This is a genomic window from Ketogulonicigenium robustum (assembly GCF_002117445.1).
GTDB lineage: Bacteria > Pseudomonadota > Alphaproteobacteria > Rhodobacterales > Rhodobacteraceae > Ketogulonicigenium > Ketogulonicigenium robustum.
On sequence record NZ_CP019937.1, the window covers coordinates 568,022 to 588,161 of the forward strand.

Here is a 20,140-nt window from a genome sequence, read left to right on the forward strand (position 1 = left end):
TAAAGCAAGAGGAAGCGCCATGACTGATAGCAGCATCCAACCAGACGTCGGCGTAAAAACTGGCGAGGCAGGGTTCGGCGATTACTTCGCTCTGCTCAAGCCGCGTGTCATGCCGCTCTCGATCTTTACTGCGTTTGTGGGCATGGTGGTGGCCCCGGGCGGGGTTCATCCCTTCATCGGTTTTGTCGCGGTTCTTTGCATCGCTGTTGGCGCTGGTGCTGCCGGTGCGTTGAACATGTGGTGGGATTCCGACATCGACGCCATCATGCGTCGAACGCGTAACCGCCCGATCCCCGCAGGCCGCGTCCAGCGTGGCGAGGCTTTGGGTCTTGGGCTGACGCTTGCCTCGTTCGCCGTCGTGATGCTGTATCTGGCGACTAACTGGGTCGCGGCTGCGCTACTGGCATTTACCATTTTCTTCTACGTTGTGATCTATTCGATCTGGATCAAACGTCGCACCCCCCAGAATATCGTCATCGGCGGCGCCGCAGGGGCTTTCCCGCCCATGGTCGGCTGGGCCGTGGTGACGGGTGGCGTGTCACTGGAAAGCATGCTGCTGTTCATGCTGATCTTCATGTGGACGCCGCCGCACTTCTGGGCGCTCGATCTGTTCGTCAAGGGTGACTACGCCAACGCGCGTGTGCCGATGATGACTGCGACACGGGGCCAACGCGCGACGCGCAACCACATTCTGGCCTATGCCATCCTGCTGGTGCCGTTCGCTTTGGCCGTCGCATTCACGTCTATCGGTGGCCCCGCATACCTACTGGTCTCGCTGTGGCTGAACGTCCGCTTTGTGCTCGCCGCCCGCACTGTCTGGCTACGGAACGAGGCCGACTCGGTCGCCGACAACTACGCTGGCGAGCGTAAACTTTTCCGCCTTTCGCTAAGCTATCTTTTCCTCCATTTCGGTGTCCTCCTCCTCGAGGCGGTGCTGCGGGGATTCGGTATCGACAGCTGGGCTTTTGTTATAGGGTGGTTCTGATGGCCATTCGCGTAGAACATGAATTGCACCAACGCCGGAAGGGTCGGAACTACGGCCTGTTCGGGGTGCTTTTTGCCTTTGTCATCATCGTCTTCGGGTTGACCATCGTAAAGGTCAGCACGCTGGACGACATCAGCCAGTTTGAGGCCTACGATCACGTCGCAAGACCCCAGATCGTGCCCGGCCAAATTACCGGAGGTGCGCAGTGAAAAAGCTGAAAGATCTTTCCCCCGTCACGCGGACAGCCTTGTCGGCTGGTGGTGTGGTCATCCTAATGGGCTCGTTGGCTTGGGCGGCAGTGCCGTTCTACAACTGGTTCTGTTCGGTCACGGGATACGGCGGAACGACGATGCTATCGGACAAAGAATCCGATGTTGTGCTGGATCGCGAAATTTTGGTGCGTTTCACAGCCGCTGTCGCCGACGACATGCCGTGGCGCTTCCGTCCGGTCGAAACCGAAATGCGCATGCGCATCGGCGAGACAGGCCTTGCTTTCTACGAGGCGACGAACCTTGCGGACCATCCGGTCGCGGGGCAGGCAGCTTACAACGTCGCCCCCTATTCGGCGGGCGAGTTCTTCGACAAGATTGAATGCTTCTGCTTTACCCAGCAGGTCCTGCAGCCAGGCGAGACGGTTTTGATGCCGGTCAGCTTCTACGTCGACCCCGAAATAGTGAATCACCGCGAGGCGAAGTTCGTCAACGCGATTACCTTGAACTACACTTTCTATGAAAACGCCGTTCCTGCGGATTTCTTGCAAGCTGGTCTTGCATCACAGGGCGGTGAACCTTTGACAAGCGGCGCTCCTGCCGCCATACAGAACTGAAAGAAAATCCCGAGGGACTCCGCCGATGGCAAGCGTCAAAAATCACGATTACCAAATTCTTCCCCCCTCGATTTGGCCGCTTGCGACGGCCGTTTCGCTCTTTACCATGCTGTTCAGCGCAGCGCATTGGTTTGAAAGCATGCGTGCAAACGCCACGCTTTCGGCTGGTGCTGGTCATACCTTCATGATCGTCGCTTTTGTCGGCTTTGCCGTGCTGATCTTCTCGCTCTACTCGTGGTGGGCCAGCATCAGCCGCGAAGCTAACGCAGGCGAGCATACCCCGGTCGTCCGTATCGGCGTGCGCTATTCGTTCATGCTGTTCATCACTTCGGAAGTGATGGTTTTCGGTGCGTTTTTCTGGGCATTCTTCAAATACGCGCTGCACCCGATGGCGGCTGACGGCAGCTTCCCGCTGAACTACGGCGTTTGGCCGCCCGAAGGCGTCAGCACGCTGAACCCGTGGCACCTGCCGCTGGTCAACACGATCCTGCTGGTCACCTCGGGCGCGTTCTGTACATGGGCACACCACGCCATCGTGCATAACGAGCGTCGCAAGGCCGCCATTGGTCTGGCTGTCGCGATCGGCCTCGGCTGGATCTTCACGATGTGCCAAGCCTATGAATACTATGAAATCGTCCACGGCGGTGAATTCAGCTTCTCGGGCAACGTTTACGGCGCCGTCTTCTTCATGGCGACCGGCCTGCACGGCGCGCACGTCCTGATCGGCTCGATCTTCCTGTTGGTCTGCTTGATCCGCCTGCTGCGCGGCGCTTTCACGCCCAAGCAACACCTCGGGTTCGAAATGGCCGCTTGGTACTGGCACTTCGTTGACGTCGTCTGGCTGTTCCTGTTCGTCGCCGTCTACATCTGGGGTGCTGGCGGTAGCGCACACTGATCCTTTAGCTGCGCCCTTGGCGCAGCTTCAGCTTTAGGTTAAGGCGAACGCGCGGGCTCTGGCCTGCGCGTTTTCTCATGAAACGGGGTGGCATGTGGGCTCGTTCTCGCGCAAGTTTTGGTTCTCGCTGATCTTCGGGCTTGGCGGTTTTTCGATCCTGATCGGCCTTGGCGTTTGGCAGATGGAGCGCTTGATTTGGAAAGAGGCGATCCTTGACGAAATCGGCGCGCGCATCGCAGCCCCCCCCGTGGCGCTGCCCGAAAATCCCGACCCCAGCACAGACACGCGGCTGTCTGTCCATGTCGAGGGGGAACTGCCCGGCCAGCAGCTTTTCGTTTTCGCACCGCTGGATGGCGCGGGCTATCGCATCATCGCGGTGATGGTGACCGATGACCAACGTCGTATCATGGTCGATCTGGGATTCGTTCCGCAGGATAGGAAAACCGCGCCCTACGTGGCCGATGAAGTCACCGTGACAGGTAATGTGCACTGGCCGGTCGAGGTTGACGGCTTCACCCCCGCGCCCGAAGGGGATGTGTGGTACGCGCGCGATGTGCCCGCGATGGCCGAGGCACTGAAAACCGAGCCCGTTCTGGTGATCGCCCGCAGCGTATCGCCCGCACTGCCGCCGATTCCCGCGCCGATTACTGTCGAAGGTATTGCAAACAACCACTTCGGCTATGCTATGACTTGGTTCACGCTGGCGATTATCTGGGTCGTCATGACAGGTGGTTTCATCTGGCGCGGCGTACATACTGTGAAGAAGGACTGATATGCGCTACATCTCGACCCGCGGGGCGGCACCTGTTCTGACTTTCGAACAGGCGATGATGACCGGCCTTGCCCGCGACGGCGGGCTCTATATCCCCGAAACCGTTCCGACCTTCACAGCGGATGAAATTGCAGACTTCGCGGGCCTCAGCTACGAGGAAGTCGCCCTGCGCGTGCTGACGCCATTCGTCGGCGATAGCTTCGCACCTGATGAGCTGCGCGCGCTGATCGAAGCTGCCTACGCTAACTTCAACCACGTCGCGCGCGCCCCGCTTTCCCAATTGGCACCGAACCACTTCTTGCTGGAACTGTTCCACGGCCCGACACTGGCGTTCAAAGATTTCGCCATGCAGGTAATCGGCCAGCTGATGCAGGCCGCCTTGGCCCGTTCGGGTCAGCGGATCACGATTGTCGGCGCGACATCGGGCGATACTGGTTCTGCTGCGATCGAGGCGTTTCGCGGTTTGGCGAACGTCGATGTCTTCATCCTATTCCCGCACGGTCGCGTGTCGGAAGTGCAGCGCCGCCAGATGACGACGCCCGCAGAAAGCAACGTGCGCGCCATCGCGCTGGACGGCGATTTCGACGATTGCCAAGCGCGCCTGAAGGATATGTTCAACGATTTCGAATTCCGCGACGCTGTCAGTCTGGCGGGGGTCAACTCTATCAACTGGGCGCGGGTGCTGTCGCAAGTCGTTTATTACTTCACCGCCGCCGTCAGCCTTGGCGGCCCCCTGCGGCCCGTCAGCTTTACCGTGCCGACCGGCAATTTCGGCGATATTTTTGCCGGTTACATTGCGCGCAAAATGGGCTTGCCGATTGAGAAGTTGGTCATCGCGACCAACCAGAACGACATTCTGCACCGCACCCTGCAAACAGGCGCGCATATGAAGAACGGCGTGGCACCGTCGATCAGCCCGTCGATGGATATTCAGGTGTCGTCGAACTTCGAACGGCTGCTTTACGATGCCTATGGCCGCGACCCGAAGGTTGTGACCGATCAGATGCAGGCGTTGCAGCTTGATGGCGGCTTCACCGTCGGGCAGGGCGCGCTGGCGTTTTTGCGCGACGGTTTCGCCTCGGGCCGCGCGTCCGAAGACGAGACACTGGCCGAAATTGCGCGCACACTGGCCGAGACTGGCGAGCTGATTTGCCCGCATACCGCCGTTGCAGTGAAGGTTGCGCGTGACTATCTCTCTGGCGTGCCGATGATCACACTGGCCACCGCGCATCCCGCCAAATTCCCCGACGCTGTCGAACGCGCCACCGGCATCCGCCCCGCGCTGCCGCCCCATTTGGCCGACCTGTTCGACCGTCCCGAACGCCAGACCCGCTTGCCCAACGATCTTGCGGCGCTGGAAACCTTTATCAAGGAGCAACTGAACCCTTGACCGTTCAGATTCATACCCTGTCCAACGGCTTTCGCATCGCAACCGAGGTGATGCCCGGACTGCAATCGGCGACCATCGGCATTTGGGTAAATGCAGGCGGCCGTCACGAGGCTGAAGCCGAAAATGGCATCGCGCACTTCTTGGAACACATGGCGTTCAAGGGCACGAAAACCCGCAGCGCGCTGCAAATCGCCGAGGCGATCGAGGACGTGGGCGGCTATATCAACGCCTACACCTCGCGCGAGACGACGGCCTATTACGCCCGCGTCCTGTCGGGCGACGTGCCCTTGGCGATGGATATCGTTTCCGACATTTTGCTGAACCCGACCTTCGACCTGAACGAGATCGAGGTCGAGCGCGGCGTGATCTTGCAGGAAATCGGGCAGGCGTTTGATACGCCGGACGATATCATTTTCGACTGGCTGCAAGAGGTTTGCTATCAGGATCAGGCCATTGGCCGTAGCATTCTGGGCCCAGCCGAACGCGTGTCCAGCTTCCAGCAAGACGACCTGCGCCGCTTTGTGAACGCGCATTACACGCCCGACCAGATGATCCTCTGCGCGGCGGGCGGCGTCGATCACGACCAGATCGTGCGGCAGGCCGAAACGCTGTTCGGGCACATGACCAAACGCGGCAGCCTGTCGGGGATTGAACCCGCGCGCTTTACCATTGGCGAGCGGCGCGAGATTCGCGCGCTGGAACAAGTGCACTTCGCCCTCGCCATCGAAGGGCCGGGCGTGCGCGACAGCGACATCTACACCGCGCAACTGTGGTCCAGCGCGCTGGGTGGCGGTATGTCCTCGCGGCTGTTTCAGGAGATCCGTGAAAAGCGCGGGTTGTGCTACACGATCTTCGCGCAGACCGGCGCATCGGAAGATACCGGCGCCACCACGATTTACGCCGGCACCTCGGCCGAGCAGATCGCCGATCTTTCCCGCCTGACCATGGTCGAGCTGGGCCGTGCGGCCAGTGATCTGTCGCAGGCCGAGCTGGACCGAGCACGAGCCCAGATGAAAGCTGGCCTGTTGATGGGGCAAGAAAGCTCGTCGAACAGGGCCGAGCGTTTGGCACGTATGCTGGCGCTGTGGGGCCGCGTGCCCGATCTGTCGGAAGCCGTCGCCAAAATCGACGCAGTGACCCTGCCGCAGTTGCGCGGCTTTGCTGCCAACATGGCGGACGCGCGCATGTCGCTGGCACTGTATGGACCCGCGGATGCAGCGCCCGATCTGGCGGCGCTGAAGGCGCAACTGGCGGCGTGACATGATCCTGTTCCGGCGCTCACCCTTGGTGCAAATCGAGACCGAGCGTCTGATCTTGCGCCCGCCGGAGCAGGACGATTTCATCGCGTGGCGCGACCTGCGCCGTGCGTCTATCGACTTCCTACAACCGTGGGAGCCATCCTGGGCCCATGACCACCTGACCCTACGGGCCTTCACCAATCGCGTCTACTGGTCTCGGCGGGCGATCAAACAGGAACAGGCGATCCCTGTCATGCTGTTTCGCAAGGCCGACGGGGTGTTGCTGGGCGGTGTGACGTTGGACAATATCCGGCGGGGGCCTGCGCAAACGGCGACGACGGGCTACTGGATGGGCGCGCCCTACGCGCGCCACGGCTACATGCGCGAGGCGTTGAACGGCATCGTCGCCTACGCCTTCAATACGATGGATCTGTCGCGGATCGAGGCGGGCTGTTTGCCCGAAAACACACCGTCGCGGCGGCTGCTGGAAACATGCGGTTATAAATACGAGGGCGTGGCCCAAAGCTATCTGCAGATCAGCGGGCGTTGGCGCAACCACGTCCTCTATGCGAATCTGCGCAGCGACAGGCGGGGGAAAACAGATGTCGGTTGAACTGAACGACGCGGACGAATCTTTCATCACCGGCCTGCGGGATATCCTGCCCGCAGCCGCGTTTTTGGAGGCGAGCGACACCTTTCTAACCGAGCCGCGCGGGCGCTATAAGGGCAAAGGCGTGGTGGTTGCGCCGGACACGACCGAACAGGTCGCAGCGCTGGTCAAGGCATGCTACGACGCGCGTGTCGGGATCGTGCCGCACGGCGGGGGCACGGGGCTGGTCGGCGCGCAGGTGCTGACCGAGGGCCGCATTCCCGTGATCCTGTCGCTGTCGCGTATGACGAAAGTGCGGGAAATCTACCCCGAAGAAGGCGTGATGATTGCAGATGCAGGTGCCGTTCTGGCCGATCTGCAACAAGCCGCGCGCGATGCGGGCAAGATGTTCGCCCTGTCGCTGGGGTCCGAGGGGACGGCGCGCATCGGCGGGTTGCTGTCCACCAATGCGGGCGGCCTGAACGTGCTGCGCTATGGCACGGCGCGCGCGCAATGCCTGGGATTGGAGGTCGTCACCCCCGAGGGCGAGATCTGGCACGGGCTGACGCGCTTGCACAAAGATAATACCGGCTACGACCTGCGCGATATATTCATCGGGGCCGAAGGCACGCTGGGCGTGATCACCGGCGCCGCGCTGAAGCTGGCCACGATTCCCGCCGTCGAGGCCACGGCGCTGCTGGCTGTCGAAAGTCCTGCTGCTGCGCTATCGCTGCTGTCGCTGTCGCGCGATATCGTGGGCGAGGGTGTTTCGGGGTTCGAACTCATGTCGCGCGTCGGTTTCGAATTCCTAATGGAGACTGGCCTTCTGCAAGCCTCACCCTTGCAGCCCTTGCCCGATTGGCAGGTTCTGCTGCGTATTGGTTTGCCCGCGGGGGCGGACGTCGAAGCGGTGCTGGAACACATCTTTACCGCCGCCAGCGAACGCGGGTTGGTGTACGACGGTCTGATCGCCACCACTTTGGCCGAGGCCGAGCGGCTGTGGACGATCCGCGAGACGATCCCCGAGGGGAATCGCCTGATCGGGTCGGTCGCCTCGCACGACATTTCGCTGCCGCTGTCGCGCATTCCGGATTTCATCCCCGAAGCCGCGCGGCGCATCCATGACGTCGCCCCGCTACGGATCAACTGTTTCGGGCATCTTGGCGACGGCAACTTGCACTACAACGCCTTCCCGCGGGCGGGCGAAAACCGCGCGATCTACGAGGGGATCCGTAGCCAGATTTCCCGCATCGTGCATGATCTGGCCGTTGAAATGGGCGGATCGTTTAGCGCCGAACACGGCGTTGGCCGCTTGAAGGTTGGCGATGTGGAGCGTTATTCCGACCCGGTTCGACTGAACATGATGCGCCGGATCAAGGCGGTGCTTGACCCGAACGGCATCATGAACCCGGGTGCGATGCTGCGTTAGTGGCCGTCAAAAGTGCACAGGGCATGCACCGTCATGCCCATATTTTCCAATAGCTTGCGCCCGCCCAGATCGGGCAGGTCGATCACGAAGGAACAGGCGACAACCTCGCCTTGCAGGCGCTGGATCAGCTTAATGCCGGCCTCGGCGGTGCCTCCGGTGGCGATCAGGTCGTCGATCAGCAGCACACGCTCGCCGGGGGCGATGGCGTCTTCGTGGACTTCAACAGTGGCGGTGCCATATTCCAGCGCATAGTCCTGCTCGATCGTTTTCCACGGCAGCTTGCCTTTTTTGCGGATGGGCACGAACCCGACGCCCAGTTGGTGCGCTACCGCCCCGCCCAAGATGAACCCGCGCGCCTCTAGCCCCGCGACTTTGTCGATGCGCTGCCCCGTGAACGGGTGCAGCATCTGGTCGACGGCCATGCGAAACCCGCGCGGGTCGCCGAACAGGGTCGTCACATCGCGGAACAAAATGCCTGCGTGCGGGAAGTCGGGGATGGTGCGGATGTAGTCTTGAACCGTTTTCAACAGGGTCACCTTTGGTCTAGTCACAAGATGCGGCCTGCGACTGCGTCCAGTTTGGCCAGCAGTGCAGGGTCGCGTTTATCGGGGGCGGTCATGATGGCGTTGTCCAGCGCGCGGTCGCAGCCGCAAGGGCAGGAGCCCGCAGGGCCAAGCGCCGCAGGCAGCGCGCCAACCAGTGCCTTTCCCCCCGCAGAATTCGCGCCGAGGGTGGCGATAACGGCGGCGACATCCACGCTGTCGTGGTCGGGATGCCAGCTGTCATAATCGGTCACCATCGCGACGGTAGCGTAGCACATTTCGGCCTCGCGGGCCAACTTTGCCTCGGGCATGGCAGTCATGCCGACGACGCTACAGCCCCAGTTTTTGTACAGCAGGCTTTCGGCGTGGGTGGAAAACTGCGGCCCCTCCATCGCCAGATAGGTGCCGCCTCGGTGCAGCGTCAGGCCGGCTGCCGCGCCAGCGGCCGCAACAGCATCGCCCAGACGCGTGCAGGTGGGGTGGCCAAAGCCTACATGCGCCACGCACCCCGTGCCGAAGAACGACTTTTCCCGCGCAAATGTACGGTCGATGAACTGGTCGACGATCACGAAGTGCCCGGGGGCCAGCGCTTGCCGGAACGACCCGACGGCGGAAATCGAAACTACATCCGTCACGCCCAGCCGCTTTAGCGCGTCGATATTGGCGCGATAGGGGATAGCACTGGGGCTGTGGACGTGGCCGCGACCGTGGCGGGGCAAGAAAACAATGCGGGTTTCGCCGATATGGCCCGTCAGCAGCGCATCTGACGGGGCGCCCCATGGCGTTTCGACCTGTTCCCAGCGCGCCCCTGTTAGGCCCGCGATGTCATAAAGACCCGAGCCGCCGATAATTCCCAGAGTGCGCTGCATCTATTCCGCCTTGCTGTGTCTGCCGCAGAATGTCCCCGCGACAGTCGTGATGCAAGCGCACGTGAGCACTTTGTACAATAGCTGTTTGCGCCGTGGCGTCGTGGTGTTTCAGTCCGCCTTCAGGTTCCCTGCCATTTCGCGCCCGTCGCGCCCTTCGATCAGGTCAAATGTTACTTTCTGATCGTCGCTCAAACCGGTCAAACCTGCTTGCTCGACTGCCGAGATATGCACGAAAATATCTTTGCCGCCGCCGTCGGGGGCGATAAAACCGTAGCCTTTGGTGGCGTTGAACCATTTAACGGTGCCATTGGGCATCGCGTCTCTCCCCTTACATTCGAACCCGCTTATGCGGCCTTACTGTGGCTGATGGCGCAGATTTCGGCGGAAAGCTGCCAGCCGTGACTTGTCCAGCTTTGGGCTTTCAGCGAAAAAATCAAACATGAACCGCGCGCGACAGCACGAAATAGCGCGCAGGTCCGCGATTTGCACAACGAGAGGGCAGTAATGAAATTCATCGGTTTGTCGACATGCGATACCGCACGCAAAGCGCGGGTGGCGCTGGAAGGCGCGGGAATCACACTAGAGGTCACGGACGTGCGCAAAGATGGCCTGCGCGACGATGACATCGCCGCCATTGTGGCCGCGCATGGCGACAAGGCGATTAACCGCGCCTCGACCACATGGCGCGGCCTGAGCGAGGCCGAGCGCGCCCGCCCGGCTGCCGAACTGCTGCGCGACCACCCCACACTGATGAAGCGCCCCGCGATTTTCAAAGATGGTCAATGGTATCTGGGCTGGAAGCCGGACGTTCAGGCGGCAGTCCTGAAATGAAAAAGGGGGGCCGAAGCCCCCCTTTTTTGCTTTAGCGCAGATCCGGCGGCAGGGCCGCTGCTTCGGTTTCTGCGATGATCTCGTCCAGCGTCATTGTGGCGGTCTGCGTCTCGCCCAGACGGCGTACGGTTACGGTCCGCTCCTCGACCTCGCGGGCACCGATGGCCAAGATCAACGGCACTTTGCCCAAGCTGTGCTCGCGCACTTTGTAGTTGATCTTCTCGTTGCGGGTGTCGGCTTCGGCGCGCACGCCGGCCTCGGCCAATTTGGCGACAACTTCGGCCACGTAATCATCAGCGTCCGATACGATCGAGGCGACAACGACTTGGCGCGGGGCCAGCCAGAACGGCAGCTTACCCGCGAAGTTTTCGATCAGGATACCCACGAACCGCTCGAACGAGCCGAGGCAGGCACGGTGCAGCATGATCGGGCGGTGCTTCGCGCCGTCTTGGCCGATGTAGTTGGCGTCCAGACGCTCGGGCAGGTTGGGGTCGACTTGCAACGTGCCGCACTGCCAGTCACGGCCGATGGCGTCGGTCAGCACGAATTCCAGCTTGGGGCCATAGAAGGCGCCTTCGCCTTCCTGCACCTCGAAATCGTAACCGGCTTTGCGGCAGGCGTTGCCCAAGCTTTGTTCGGCGTGATCCCAGCTTTCCTCGGAGCCGATCCGCTTTTCGGGGCGGGTCGACAGCTTTACGCGCCAGCTGTCAAAGCCCAGATCCGCATAGACGCTGGCCAGAAATTCGATGAATTTCTTGGTCTCGGATTCGATCTGGTCTTCCATGCAGAAGATGTGGCCATCGTCTTGCGTAAACCCGCGCACGCGCATGATGCCGTGCAGCGCCCCCGAGGGTTCGTACCGCGCGCAAGACCCGAATTCGGCCATCCGCAGCGGCAGTTCTCGGTAGGATCGCAGGCCGTGGTTAAAGATCTGCACGTGGCACGGGCAGTTCATCGGCTTCAGCGCGTTGACGACTTTTTCCTTGGCGCCTTCCTCGTCCACTTCCACGATGAACATATTCTCGCGGTAGTTTTCCCAGTGGCCCGACTTTTCCCACAGCAGGCGGTTGACGACTTGCGGGGTGTTCACTTCGACATAGCCGTCTTTGCGCTGGCGGCGGCGCATGTAGTCTTGCAGTGCAGTGTAGATCGTCCATCCGTTCGGGTGCCAGAAGACTTGGCCGGGGGCCTCCTCTTGCATGTGGAACAGGTCCATCTCCTTGCCCAGCTTGCGGTGGTCGCGCTTGGCGGCTTCCTCCAGCCGGTGCAGGTAAGCCTTCAAATCCTCGCGGTTCAAGAAGGCCGCGCCGTAGATGCGCTGCAACTGCGCACGGTTCGAATCGCCGCGCCAGTAAGCGCCGGCAATCGACATCAGCTTGAACCCGTCGGCGGGAACTTGGCCGGTGTTTTGCAGGTGCGGGCCGCGGCACAGGTCTTGCCAATAGCCGTGCCAGTACATCCGCAGCGGCTCGTTCCCCGGAATGGCTTCGATCAGCTCGACCTTATAGGGCTCGCCGCGGTCTTGGTAATAGGCGATGGCGCGCGCGCGATCCCAGACCTCGGTTTTCACCGGATCACGGGCGTTGATGATCTCTTTCATCTTCTTTTCGATCAGCCCCAGATCGTCGGGGGTGAACGGCTCGGCGCGGTCAAAGTCGTAGTACCAGCCGTTTTCGATGACGGGACCGATGGTCACTTGCGTGTCGGGCCACAGCTCTTGCACGGCGCGGGCCATGATGTGGGCCAGATCGTGGCGCACCAGTTCCAGCGCGGGAGCTTCGTCCTTCAGGGTATTGAGGGCGATCGTCGCATCGGCCGTGATCGGCCATTGCAGATCCCAATGCTTGCCGTCGACATAGGCCGAGACGGCCTTTTTCGCCAGCGAGGTCGAGATGCTGGCCGCAACTTCGGCAGGCGTGACGCCTGCGTCATATTCACGGCTGTTGCCATCGGGGAATGTCAGGGAAATCTTGGCCATTAGCCTAGCTCCTCGTCGGTTTGGCGCCCACAGAACGCCCGGTTGCGGGTTATGTTACGGGCGGCTTTGTGATCCTGTGGCGCGGCGGCGTCAAGTCTTGTCTTTGGGGGGCGAAGGGGCCACTTTCACACCAACATCAGAGGGGGCCATGCCATGATCGAACGTTTCATCACACCCGAAGGGCGCGACATTGCGTTTGAGCATCTGCGGGGGCAGGGGCCGACGGTCATGTTCTGCGGCGGCTACCGTTCGGATATGGAAGGGAACAAGGCGCTGGCCCTGCGCGAATGGGCGCAGGCGCGGGGCCTTGGCTTCATGCGGTTCGACTATTCCGGCCACGGTATTTCGGGCGGGGAATTTACCGACGGCTGCATTGGCGATTGGGCGGCGGATGCGCGCGCGGTGCTGGCGCGTATCGATGGGCCGGTCGTCTTGGTGGGCTCGTCCATGGGCGGGTGGATCTCGCTGCTGCTGGCACGCGCCTTTCCCGAACGGTTGGCCGGTCTGGTCACTATTGCAGCAGCGCCCGATTTTACCGAAGATCTGGTCTGGGCCAGCCTGAACGATGCGCAAAAGCAAGAAATGCAGACTCATGGCCGCATCTTGCAGCCGTCCGAATATGGCGCGCCTTACCCCTACACGCTGAAACTGGTCGAGGATGGCCGCAGCAATCTGGTTCTGCGCACCCCGTTGCATCTGCCGTTCCCCGTGCGCCTGTTGCAAGGCACCGCCGATGTCGACGTGCCGCCGCAGGTTGCCTATCGCCTGCTGGATCACGTCACGGGCGAGGATATTCGCCTGACGCTGGTCAAGGGGGCAGACCACCGCTTCTCGACCCCTGCTTGCCTGCGCATCATCGAAACTGCCGTGGCCGAGGTTGCCGCCCTGTGATGCAACCCGACTTCTCCGAAGGCGCGCTGGTATCGGTTCTAACGACCCAGCCCATCGACCGCATGCTGGATTACCGCGCCCCCGAAGGCGGTTGCGATCTGGGTGCGTTGGTCGAGGTGCCTTTGGGGCCGCGTAAAGTGTTGGGCGTGGTCTGGGGGGCGGGGCAGGGCAACTACGACCTTGCCAAGGTGCGCGCCATCACGCGCCTGCACGATGCGCCCCCCCTGCGGGATGAGATGCGGCGGTTCTTGGAAAAGGTAGCTGATTACACGCTGTCGCCGCTGCACCAAATGCTGCGGATGACCGTGCGCGCCCCGCAATTGGACGAGGCGACGCGGCTGATTTACCGCGCGACCGGCCAAACGCCCGACCGCATGACCCCTGCACGGCAGGCCGTGCTGTCGGTGATGGCCGATTTCAGCGGGTTGGCGTTTACATTGGGCGAGTTGGCCGAGGCTGCTGGCGTGACGCCTTCGGTCATCAAGGGGATGGTCAAGGCCGGGGCCTTGGCCGAGGAAGTCGCCCCGCGCGATTTGCCGTTTCCCCGTCTTGATCCCGCCCATCCCAGCAAGACCTTGACCGAGGATCAGGCCGACGCGGCTGCCAAGCTGCGCCAATCCGTCGCCAGCGGCCAATATGGCACCACGCTGCTGAAGGGGGTGACAGGCTCGGGCAAGACCGAGGTCTATCTGGAGGCCGTCGCCGAGGCCCTCCGCCAAGGCCGCCAAGCCTTGGTGCTGCTGCCCGAAATCGCTCTGTCTGGCGAATTTCTGCGGCGTGTCGAGGAACGCTTTGGGGCCCGCCCCGCCGAATGGCATTCGGGCATCACGATGACCGAGCGGCGCCGTGTCTGGAAGATGATCGGCACAGGTGACGCGCAAGTGGTGGTTGGCGCGCGCTCGGCGCTGTTTTTACCGTTCCAAGACCTCGGGTTGGTCGTAGTGGACGAGGAGCACGACGGGTCTTACAAGCAGGGTGACGGGGTGCTGTATAACGCCCGCGATATGGCGGTGCTGCGCGCCAGCCTGAACGGGGGACATGTTGTGCTGGCCTCGGCCACGCCCAGTTTGGAAACATGGGCGAATGCCGATAGCGGCAAATACGCCCGCATCGACCTGCATTCCCGCTTTGGCGTCGCCGTGATGCCCGACATGCACGCCATCGATATGCGGGCCGAAAAGCTGGCTGGGGGGCATTGGATATCGCCCACCCTGCAAGGCGCGGTGCTGCAGCGGCTGCAGCGGGGCGAACAGTCGTTGCTGTTTCTGAACCGGCGCGGCTTTGCGCCCGTCACCCTGTGCCGCGCCTGCGGCCAGCAGGTCGCCTGCGAGGAATGCGACGCCCGCATGGTCGAACACCGCTTCCTGAACCGCTTGGTCTGTCACCAATGCGGCGCGCAGCGCCCCGTGCCGGATGCCTGCCCCTCGTGCGGGGTCGAGGGCAAGATGGTGCCCGTCGGCCCCGGGGTCGAGCGGTTAGAGGAAGAAGCCAAGCGCACCTTCCCCGAGGCGCGTGTCGTCGTGCTGTCATCCGACCTGTTTGGCACCGCCCGCGCGCTGAAGGAAAGAATTGCCGAGATCGCCGATGGCGGGGCCGACATCATCATTGGCACCCAGATCGTCGCCAAGGGGCACAATTTTCCTAATCTGACGTTGGTCGGGGTGATTGACGCCGACCTAGGCCTGCAGGGCTCGGATCTGCGGGCGGCGGAAAAGACATTCCAACTGATGCGCCAAGTGGCCGGACGGGCAGGGCGGGCCGCTGCGAAAGGCGTGGCCTTGCTGCAAACCTATCAGCCCGAACACCCCGTTTTGCGGGCCATTTTGTCGGGCGATGACGAAGGTTTCTGGCAGGCCGAGGCCGACCAGCGCCGCGCCGCAGGCGTGCCGCCCTATGGCCGCATGGCGGGAATCATCATCTCCTCTCCCGATTTGCAGGCGGCGTTTGATATCGGCAACCGCCTGCAGCGCGCCGCTGACCCGCTGCGCGCGCGCGGGATTGAGGTTTACGGTCCCGCGCCAGCACCCATCGCGCGGGTGCGCGGGCGGCACCGCGTGCGGCTACTGGTGAAGGCCGCTAAATCGGTGCATTTGCAGGCGGCTTTGGCGCAGTGGTGCGCCCTGCCGTTACCACCTGAGATGCGGCTGACCATTGACATTGACCCGCAATCCTTCTTGTGAAGAACAAATAGTCGAAATGCGCGGCCTCGATGTTTATATTGGGGCCATCCAATCCATTGAAAGGCCGTTACCATGTTCTCGCTTTTTGGAACCAAGGACGTGATGGTCGCCCCGCAAGACGCATTGCCGGGCCGCGCCAACGCCATTCCCACCGCCACGACGCACTTCGTCAACGGCAGTGATCTGCACACCGTGCCCGCAGGCGCAGAAGTTGCCATGTTCGGCGCGGGCTGCTTTTGGGGGGTCGAGCGTGTGTTCTGGCAGTTGCCCGGCGTGATCTCGACGTCGGTCGGGTATGCGGGTGGCTACACCCCGAACCCAACTTACGAGGAGGTCTGCACCGGCCTGACCGGCCATACCGAGGTTGTGCGCGTGGTCTTCGACCCCGCTCAGATCAGCTATGACGACCTGCTGAAAGTGTTCTGGGAAAATCACGACCCGACCCAAGGCATGCGTCAGGGCAACGACCGCGGGACGCAATACCGCTCGGCGATCTACACCTATAGTGCGGCGCAAAAGCAAGCGGCGCTGGCCTCGCGCGATGCCTTTGGCGCGCGTTTGGGCGATGCGGGCTTTGGTGCGATCACCACCGAAATCGCGGACGTGCCAAACTATTTCTACGCCGAAGATTACCACCAGCAATATCTGGCCAAGAACCCCGACGGGTATTGCGGCATCGCCGGCACTGGCGTGACCTGCCCCATCGGCCTTGGCGTCTGAACGAAAGCGATCCATATGACGATGTATTCGGCCCACACGACCGCCCCCGACCAAGACAGCGCCGAGGCGCTGGGCGAAGCGCTGGAAGAGCTGGAGCCTTTTGGCGTCGGCGTTTTCGAGATCGAGGACGGCTCGGGCCTGTACGAGATCGGCGTGCATTTCGAGGAAAAACCCGACGAGATCATGCTGGATCTGATCGCCGTCAGCTATGGCGCGAAACCGTTCGTCGTGTCCGAGGTGCCCGATGTCGACTGGGTGGCCAAGGTCAAGCGCGAGCTATCGCCCGTCGAGGCGGGCCGGTTCTTCGTCTATGGCAGCCATGACGCCGACAAGGTGCCCGCGGGCCGCATGCCCCTGTTGATCGAGGCCGCCATGGCCTTTGGCACCGGCCACCACAGCACCACTTTGGGCTGCCTGCTGGCGCTTGACCGGCTGGCGGATGAAGGGTTCCATTCGGCCAACACCGCCGATATCGGCGCGGGCACAGCCGTTCTGGCCATGGCCGCAGCGCATCTGTGGCCCGAAACGGTGATCGCCAGCGATATCGACCCGGTGGCGGTGGATGTTGCGGCTGCCAACGTGGCGGCAAACGGCATGGATGGCCGCGTGATCTGCGTCGAGGCGGCAGGCTTTGACGCCGCCCCGCTGCGCGCGCGTGCGCCGTATCAGCTGGTGTTTGCGAACATCCTGAAAGGCCCGCTGGTTGCCCTTGCCCCTGAAATGGGCGGCAATGTCGTGCCCGGCGGGTATATCATCTTGTCGGGCATTTTGAACGAACAAGCCGATAGCGTCATCGCTGTCTATGAAGAAGCTGGTTTTGCCCTAAAGGCGCGTGATCAGATCACAGACTGGACCATCCTGACGATGGTGCGCACCTAAAACAAAAGGCGGGGCATATTTGCCCCGCCTTTTTATCTGGGGCGGTGGACATGGGCGCTTTGCAGCAGTCCGAACGCCGCCAGCATCACCATCAGCTGCGATCCGCCATAAGATACCAGCGGCAGCGGCACGCCCACCACCGGTGCCAGTCCCATCACCATCATCATATTCACGGCAAATAGCGCAAAGAAGCTGGTCGAAATGCCCATGATCACCAGCGACGAATAGCGGTCGCGGTTCGACAGGGCCGATGACAGGCAGAAGAACATCACCAGCCCGTAGAGCACCAGTAATGTCATCGATCCAATGAAGCCGAATTCCTCGGCCAAGGTGTTAAAGATGAAGTCGGTTTGCTTTTCGGGCAGAAAGTTCAGCCGCGACTGTGTTCCCTGCATGAACCCGCGCCCCGTCAGCCCGCCAGAGCCCAATGCAATCGTCGCTTGGTTGATATTGTAGCCCGCGCCCAAGGGGTCATGCGAGGGGTTGAGGAACGTGTCGATCCGCCGGTACTGGTAGTCGTGTAGAAACTGCCACGACGTCCCGCGCGAGGCGAAAATAGCCCAAATTCCTGCCGCGCCGCTGCCGACCACCGTCGCGAAATAGGCCCAGTGCACGCCTGCCACCCACATCATCACCCCGCCGGTCATGATGATCAGCATGGCAGTGCCTAGGTTGGGCTGCAGGAAGACAAGGCCCGCAGGCAGCAAAATCAGGACAAGCGGCACCAAAACCCAGAACGGGTGCGAGACCTTTTTGGGCGGCAACCAGTCGTAATAGGCGGCCAGCATCATCACCATCGCGATCTTGGCGGGCTCTGATGGTTGGATGCGGATCGGCCCTAATTCCAGCCAGCGCTGCGCGCCCATGCCGATGTGCCCGAACAGTTCCACCCCCAGCAGCAACGCCAGCGCGGCTAGATAGGCGATAACGGTCAGGTTCTTCCAGATCCAGATCGGCACCATCGCGATGACGAACATCAGCACCATGCCGATGGCAAAGCGCTTCATCTGCGGCTCGGCCCATGTCTCGATATTGCCGCCAGCGATGGAGTAGAGCATCAAAAAGCCCGCGCAGCACAGCGCCACAACCAGCAAGATGATCGGCCAGTTCAGATACAGTAGCTTGCGGATGCCCGTGGGCACGCTTTTCAAATTGTAGTTCAGATAGGTCATGCGCCAGCCTCGATCCGGCCGCGCTCTTGCAAAAGGTTGCGGACGCGGTCTTGGATTTCGGTGGCGCGCCCGCGCGTGGCGGCGGGGTAGGCCTCGGGGGCGGGGAAGCCGCCTGCCAACGCTTGCATCGTCACATCGCGCCCGATGGGGCCCGCGACGCTGCCACCGCCGCCGCCGTGTTCGACCACAACCGCAACCGCGTATTTTGGCGCGTCAAAAGGCGCAAAGTCGATCCACAGCGCGTGGTCGCGGCGTTCCCATGGCAGCTGGTCGTTCGACGTCACCCCGCGGGCGCGTTCCTCGGGGGTGATGCGACGGACTTGGCTGGTGCCGGTTTTGCCCGCCATCTTGACCCCGTCGATGTCGAACCGCGTGCCATAGGCCGTGCCGCGCTGGTGGTTGACCACATCGAACATCGACTGCCGCGTGCGGCGCAGGAAGTTTTCGTTCAGGCCCAGACTCTCGCCGCCGATGATGGGCTGCACCACGCCATCGACGGCGTGGATCAGGCGCGGTTCCACATTGCGACCGGTGGCCAGACGCGCGGTCATCACGGCCAGCTGCAGTGGCGAGGCCAGCACATAGCCTTGGCCGATCGAGGCGTTGACGGTGTCGCCGATCCGCCATTCCTCGCCGCGCACCTCGCGCTTCCATTGGCGGTCGGGGGCAAGGCCGCTGGCGACGGCGGACAGCGGCAGGTCATGGCGCACACCGATGCCCATTTTGCGCGCCATTGCGGCCATCGCGTCGATACCCACCCGCTGCGATACTTCGTAGTAATAGCAGTCGCAGCTGAATTTCAGGCTGTCGTTGAAATTGACATTGCCATGCCCGCCGGCGCGCCAGCAGTGGAAGCGGGTGCCCGACACCTCGACGAAGCCGCGGCAGTAGATTGTTTCCTCGGGGGTCAGAACGCCAGCTTCCATCGCGGCCAGCGCAGTGACGGCCTTGAACGTCGACCCCGGCGGGTAGGTGCCCTGAAAGGCCTTGGCGGCCAGCGGGCGATACATGTTTTCGTTCAGCCCCGTCCAGTCGGGCACCGAAATGCCGCGCACGAACAGGTTCGGGTCAAACGAGGGCGCGCTGCCGATGGCGCGCAGATCGCCGGTTTCACAATCCATCACCACGCAGGCGGCGCTTTCGCCATCCAGACGGGCCTCGACATAGGCCTGCAGCTTTGAATCCAGCGTCAGCTGGATATCGGCGCCGCTGTCGCCTTCTTGCCGGTCAAGCTCGCGCATGACGCGGCCTAGGGCGTTCACCTCGATCCGGCGCGTGCCGGCAGTGCCGCGCATGGCGTTTTCCAGCTTGTTCTCGACACCGGTTTTGCCGATCTGAAAGCGCGGAATTTGCAAGATGGGGTCAGGTTCGGAAATTAGCGACAGGTCGTATTCGCTGACAGGCCCGACGTAACCCACCACATGTGCGGTGTCCTGCCCGTGGGGGTAGACGCGCGACAGGCCAACCTCGGCCGAGATGCCGGGCAGGGCAGGGGCGTTGACGTGGACGCGCGCAACCTCGTCCCATGTGATGCGTTCAATAACGGTCACGGGCAAGAAGGCGGGGCGGCGGGCGACTTCCTCGCGGGTGCGGGCGATGTCTTCGGGGGTGAGGGTGATGATACGGGCCAGACGGTTCAGAACGTCTTCGACATCGCCCGCATTTTCGCGCACGATCACAATACGATAGACGGGTTCGTTGGTTGCAAGCGCGACGCCGTTGATGTCAAAAATCAGCCCGCGCGCGGGGGGGATCAGCTGCACAGAGATGCGGTTTTCTTCGGCCAGCAGCCGGAACTGGTCGGCTTTGTCGACCTGCAACTGGTGCATCCGCCAGCCCAGCAGCCCCATCACGCCGACCTGCGCCGCCGACAACAGCAGGGCCCGCCGCGTAAAACGGGGGCCCCGTTCGGTGGTGTCGCGCTGTCCTTGTATCATCTTCTGTGTGCCATCCG

Annotated in this window: 20 protein-coding genes; 14 read left to right on the plus strand and 6 right to left on the minus strand. The window is 62.3% G+C overall.

What is annotated here, in order from left to right:
• Positions 1–19 precede the first annotated feature (19 nt).
• The 9 genes from BVG79_RS02840 (at position 20) to BVG79_RS02880 (ending at position 8,124) form a co-directional block, all read left to right on the plus strand.
• Positions 20–985: a heme o synthase gene (locus tag BVG79_RS02840; protein ID WP_085785548.1), complete on the plus strand. Its 966-nt coding sequence runs from the start codon at positions 20–22 to the stop codon at positions 983–985.
• Complete coding sequence (locus BVG79_RS02845) at positions 985–1,194, plus strand: hypothetical protein (protein WP_085785549.1); 210 nt, start codon at positions 985–987, stop codon at positions 1,192–1,194. Before BVG79_RS02840 ends, BVG79_RS02845 begins: the two co-directional genes overlap by 1 nt.
• Positions 1,191–1,811, plus strand: coding sequence for a cytochrome c oxidase assembly protein (locus tag BVG79_RS02850; RefSeq protein WP_085785550.1), 621 nt, complete (start codon positions 1,191–1,193; stop codon positions 1,809–1,811). The genes BVG79_RS02845 and BVG79_RS02850 overlap by 4 nt, the downstream gene beginning before the upstream one ends.
• 25 nt (positions 1,812–1,836) lie before the next feature.
• Positions 1,837–2,706: a cytochrome c oxidase subunit 3 gene (locus BVG79_RS02855; RefSeq protein WP_085785551.1), complete on the plus strand. Its 870-nt coding sequence runs from the start codon at positions 1,837–1,839 to the stop codon at positions 2,704–2,706.
• 94 nt (positions 2,707–2,800) lie between these two features.
• Positions 2,801–3,478 carry an SURF1 family protein gene (locus BVG79_RS02860; protein WP_085785552.1) on the plus strand — a complete coding sequence of 226 codons (678 nt, stop codon included), beginning with the start codon at positions 2,801–2,803 and terminating at the stop codon, positions 3,476–3,478.
• Position 3,479: 1 nt separating this feature from the next.
• Positions 3,480–4,868, plus strand: a complete 1,389-nt coding sequence (gene thrC, locus BVG79_RS02865) for a threonine synthase (protein WP_085785553.1) — start codon at positions 3,480–3,482, stop codon at positions 4,866–4,868.
• A complete protein-coding gene (locus BVG79_RS02870; protein WP_085785554.1) occupies positions 4,865–6,127 on the plus strand; it encodes a M16 family metallopeptidase in 1,263 nt (420 codons plus the stop codon). Before thrC ends, BVG79_RS02870 begins: the two co-directional genes overlap by 4 nt.
• A gap of 1 nt (position 6,128) precedes the next feature.
• Complete coding sequence (locus BVG79_RS02875) at positions 6,129–6,719, plus strand: GNAT family N-acetyltransferase (RefSeq protein WP_085785555.1); 591 nt, start codon at positions 6,129–6,131, stop codon at positions 6,717–6,719.
• Positions 6,709–8,124 carry an FAD-binding oxidoreductase gene (locus BVG79_RS02880; RefSeq protein ID WP_085785556.1) on the plus strand — a complete coding sequence of 472 codons (1,416 nt, stop codon included), beginning with the start codon at positions 6,709–6,711 and terminating at the stop codon, positions 8,122–8,124. The genes BVG79_RS02875 and BVG79_RS02880 overlap by 11 nt, the downstream gene beginning before the upstream one ends.
• On the opposite strand, the gene BVG79_RS02885 is transcribed toward BVG79_RS02880, so the two are convergent.
• From BVG79_RS02885 to BVG79_RS02895, 3 genes are all read right to left on the minus strand, one after another.
• Positions 8,121–8,651 (minus strand): adenine phosphoribosyltransferase, encoded by a 531-nt coding sequence (locus BVG79_RS02885; RefSeq protein WP_085787209.1) that lies wholly within the window; start codon positions 8,649–8,651, stop codon positions 8,121–8,123. The two genes, BVG79_RS02880 and BVG79_RS02885, sit on opposite strands and share 4 nt — an antisense overlap.
• Positions 8,652–8,671: 20 nt before the next feature.
• Positions 8,672–9,535 (minus strand): S-methyl-5'-thioadenosine phosphorylase, encoded by an 864-nt coding sequence (locus BVG79_RS02890; RefSeq protein WP_085785557.1) that lies wholly within the window; start codon positions 9,533–9,535, stop codon positions 8,672–8,674.
• Between the two features lie 108 nt (positions 9,536–9,643).
• Entirely contained in the window at positions 9,644–9,850 is a 207-nt protein-coding gene (locus tag BVG79_RS02895; RefSeq protein ID WP_085785558.1) for a cold-shock protein, read from the minus strand.
• A gap of 189 nt (positions 9,851–10,039) precedes the next feature.
• Here BVG79_RS02895 and BVG79_RS02900 point away from each other — a divergent pair, with 189 nt between their 5' ends.
• Positions 10,040–10,366 (plus strand): arsenate reductase family protein, encoded by a 327-nt coding sequence (locus tag BVG79_RS02900; RefSeq protein ID WP_085785559.1) that lies wholly within the window; start codon positions 10,040–10,042, stop codon positions 10,364–10,366.
• Positions 10,367–10,397: 31 nt separating this feature from the next.
• On the opposite strand, the gene thrS is transcribed toward BVG79_RS02900, so the two are convergent.
• Positions 10,398–12,344 (minus strand): threonine--tRNA ligase, encoded by a 1,947-nt coding sequence (thrS, locus tag BVG79_RS02905; RefSeq protein ID WP_085785560.1) that lies wholly within the window; start codon positions 12,342–12,344, stop codon positions 10,398–10,400.
• A 153-nt stretch (positions 12,345–12,497) separates the two neighbouring features.
• Between thrS and BVG79_RS02910 the strand changes: the two genes are divergently transcribed.
• From BVG79_RS02910 to BVG79_RS02925, 4 genes are all read left to right on the plus strand, one after another.
• Complete coding sequence (locus tag BVG79_RS02910; protein WP_085785561.1) at positions 12,498–13,235, plus strand: alpha/beta hydrolase; 738 nt, start codon at positions 12,498–12,500, stop codon at positions 13,233–13,235.
• Positions 13,235–15,415, plus strand: a complete 2,181-nt coding sequence (locus BVG79_RS02915) for a primosomal protein N' (RefSeq protein WP_085785562.1) — start codon at positions 13,235–13,237, stop codon at positions 15,413–15,415. The genes BVG79_RS02910 and BVG79_RS02915 overlap by 1 nt, the downstream gene beginning before the upstream one ends.
• Positions 15,416–15,487: 72 nt before the next feature.
• Positions 15,488–16,135 (plus strand): peptide-methionine (S)-S-oxide reductase MsrA, encoded by a 648-nt coding sequence (gene msrA / locus BVG79_RS02920; protein WP_085785563.1) that lies wholly within the window; start codon positions 15,488–15,490, stop codon positions 16,133–16,135.
• Between the two features lie 15 nt (positions 16,136–16,150).
• Positions 16,151–17,014, plus strand: coding sequence for a 50S ribosomal protein L11 methyltransferase (locus BVG79_RS02925; RefSeq protein WP_085785564.1), 864 nt, complete (start codon positions 16,151–16,153; stop codon positions 17,012–17,014).
• A gap of 32 nt (positions 17,015–17,046) precedes the next feature.
• Here BVG79_RS02925 and rodA read toward each other — a convergent pair whose 3' ends face one another.
• Both rodA and mrdA read right to left on the minus strand, forming a co-directional pair.
• Positions 17,047–18,186: a rod shape-determining protein RodA gene (gene rodA, locus BVG79_RS02930; protein ID WP_085785565.1), complete on the minus strand. Its 1,140-nt coding sequence runs from the start codon at positions 18,184–18,186 to the stop codon at positions 17,047–17,049.
• Entirely contained in the window at positions 18,183–20,123 is a 1,941-nt protein-coding gene (mrdA, locus tag BVG79_RS02935) for a penicillin-binding protein 2 (RefSeq protein ID WP_085785566.1), read from the minus strand. Before mrdA ends, rodA begins: the two co-directional genes overlap by 4 nt.
• Positions 20,124–20,140 lie beyond the last annotated feature (17 nt).

Bases quoted from the DNA above. Each gene is read 5' to 3' on its own strand.
- BVG79_RS02840 (WP_085785548.1), top strand. From the start codon at position 20: ATGACTGATAGCAGCATCCAACCAGACGTCGGCGTAAAAACTGGCGAG.
- BVG79_RS02845 (WP_085785549.1), top strand. From the start codon at position 985: ATGGCCATTCGCGTAGAACATGAATTGCACCAACGCCGGAAGGGTCGG.
- BVG79_RS02855 (WP_085785551.1), top strand. From the start codon at position 1,837: ATGGCAAGCGTCAAAAATCACGATTACCAAATTCTTCCCCCCTCGATT.
- thrC (WP_085785553.1), top strand. From the start codon at position 3,480: ATGCGCTACATCTCGACCCGCGGGGCGGCACCTGTTCTGACTTTCGAA.
- BVG79_RS02875 (WP_085785555.1), top strand. From the start codon at position 6,129: ATGATCCTGTTCCGGCGCTCACCCTTGGTGCAAATCGAGACCGAGCGT.
- BVG79_RS02880 (WP_085785556.1), top strand. From the start codon at position 6,709: ATGTCGGTTGAACTGAACGACGCGGACGAATCTTTCATCACCGGCCTG.
- BVG79_RS02890 (WP_085785557.1), bottom strand. From the start codon at position 9,535: ATGCAGCGCACTCTGGGAATTATCGGCGGCTCGGGTCTTTATGACATC.
- BVG79_RS02895 (WP_085785558.1), bottom strand. From the start codon at position 9,850: ATGCCCAATGGCACCGTTAAATGGTTCAACGCCACCAAAGGCTACGGT.
- BVG79_RS02900 (WP_085785559.1), top strand. From the start codon at position 10,040: ATGAAATTCATCGGTTTGTCGACATGCGATACCGCACGCAAAGCGCGG.
- thrS (WP_085785560.1), bottom strand. From the start codon at position 12,344: ATGGCCAAGATTTCCCTGACATTCCCCGATGGCAACAGCCGTGAATAT.
- BVG79_RS02910 (WP_085785561.1), top strand. From the start codon at position 12,498: ATGATCGAACGTTTCATCACACCCGAAGGGCGCGACATTGCGTTTGAG.
- BVG79_RS02915 (WP_085785562.1), top strand. From the start codon at position 13,235: ATGCAACCCGACTTCTCCGAAGGCGCGCTGGTATCGGTTCTAACGACC.
- msrA (WP_085785563.1), top strand. From the start codon at position 15,488: ATGTTCTCGCTTTTTGGAACCAAGGACGTGATGGTCGCCCCGCAAGAC.
- BVG79_RS02925 (WP_085785564.1), top strand. From the start codon at position 16,151: ATGACGATGTATTCGGCCCACACGACCGCCCCCGACCAAGACAGCGCC.
- rodA (WP_085785565.1), bottom strand. From the start codon at position 18,186: ATGACCTATCTGAACTACAATTTGAAAAGCGTGCCCACGGGCATCCGC.
- mrdA (WP_085785566.1), bottom strand. From the start codon at position 20,123: ATGATACAAGGACAGCGCGACACCACCGAACGGGGCCCCCGTTTTACG.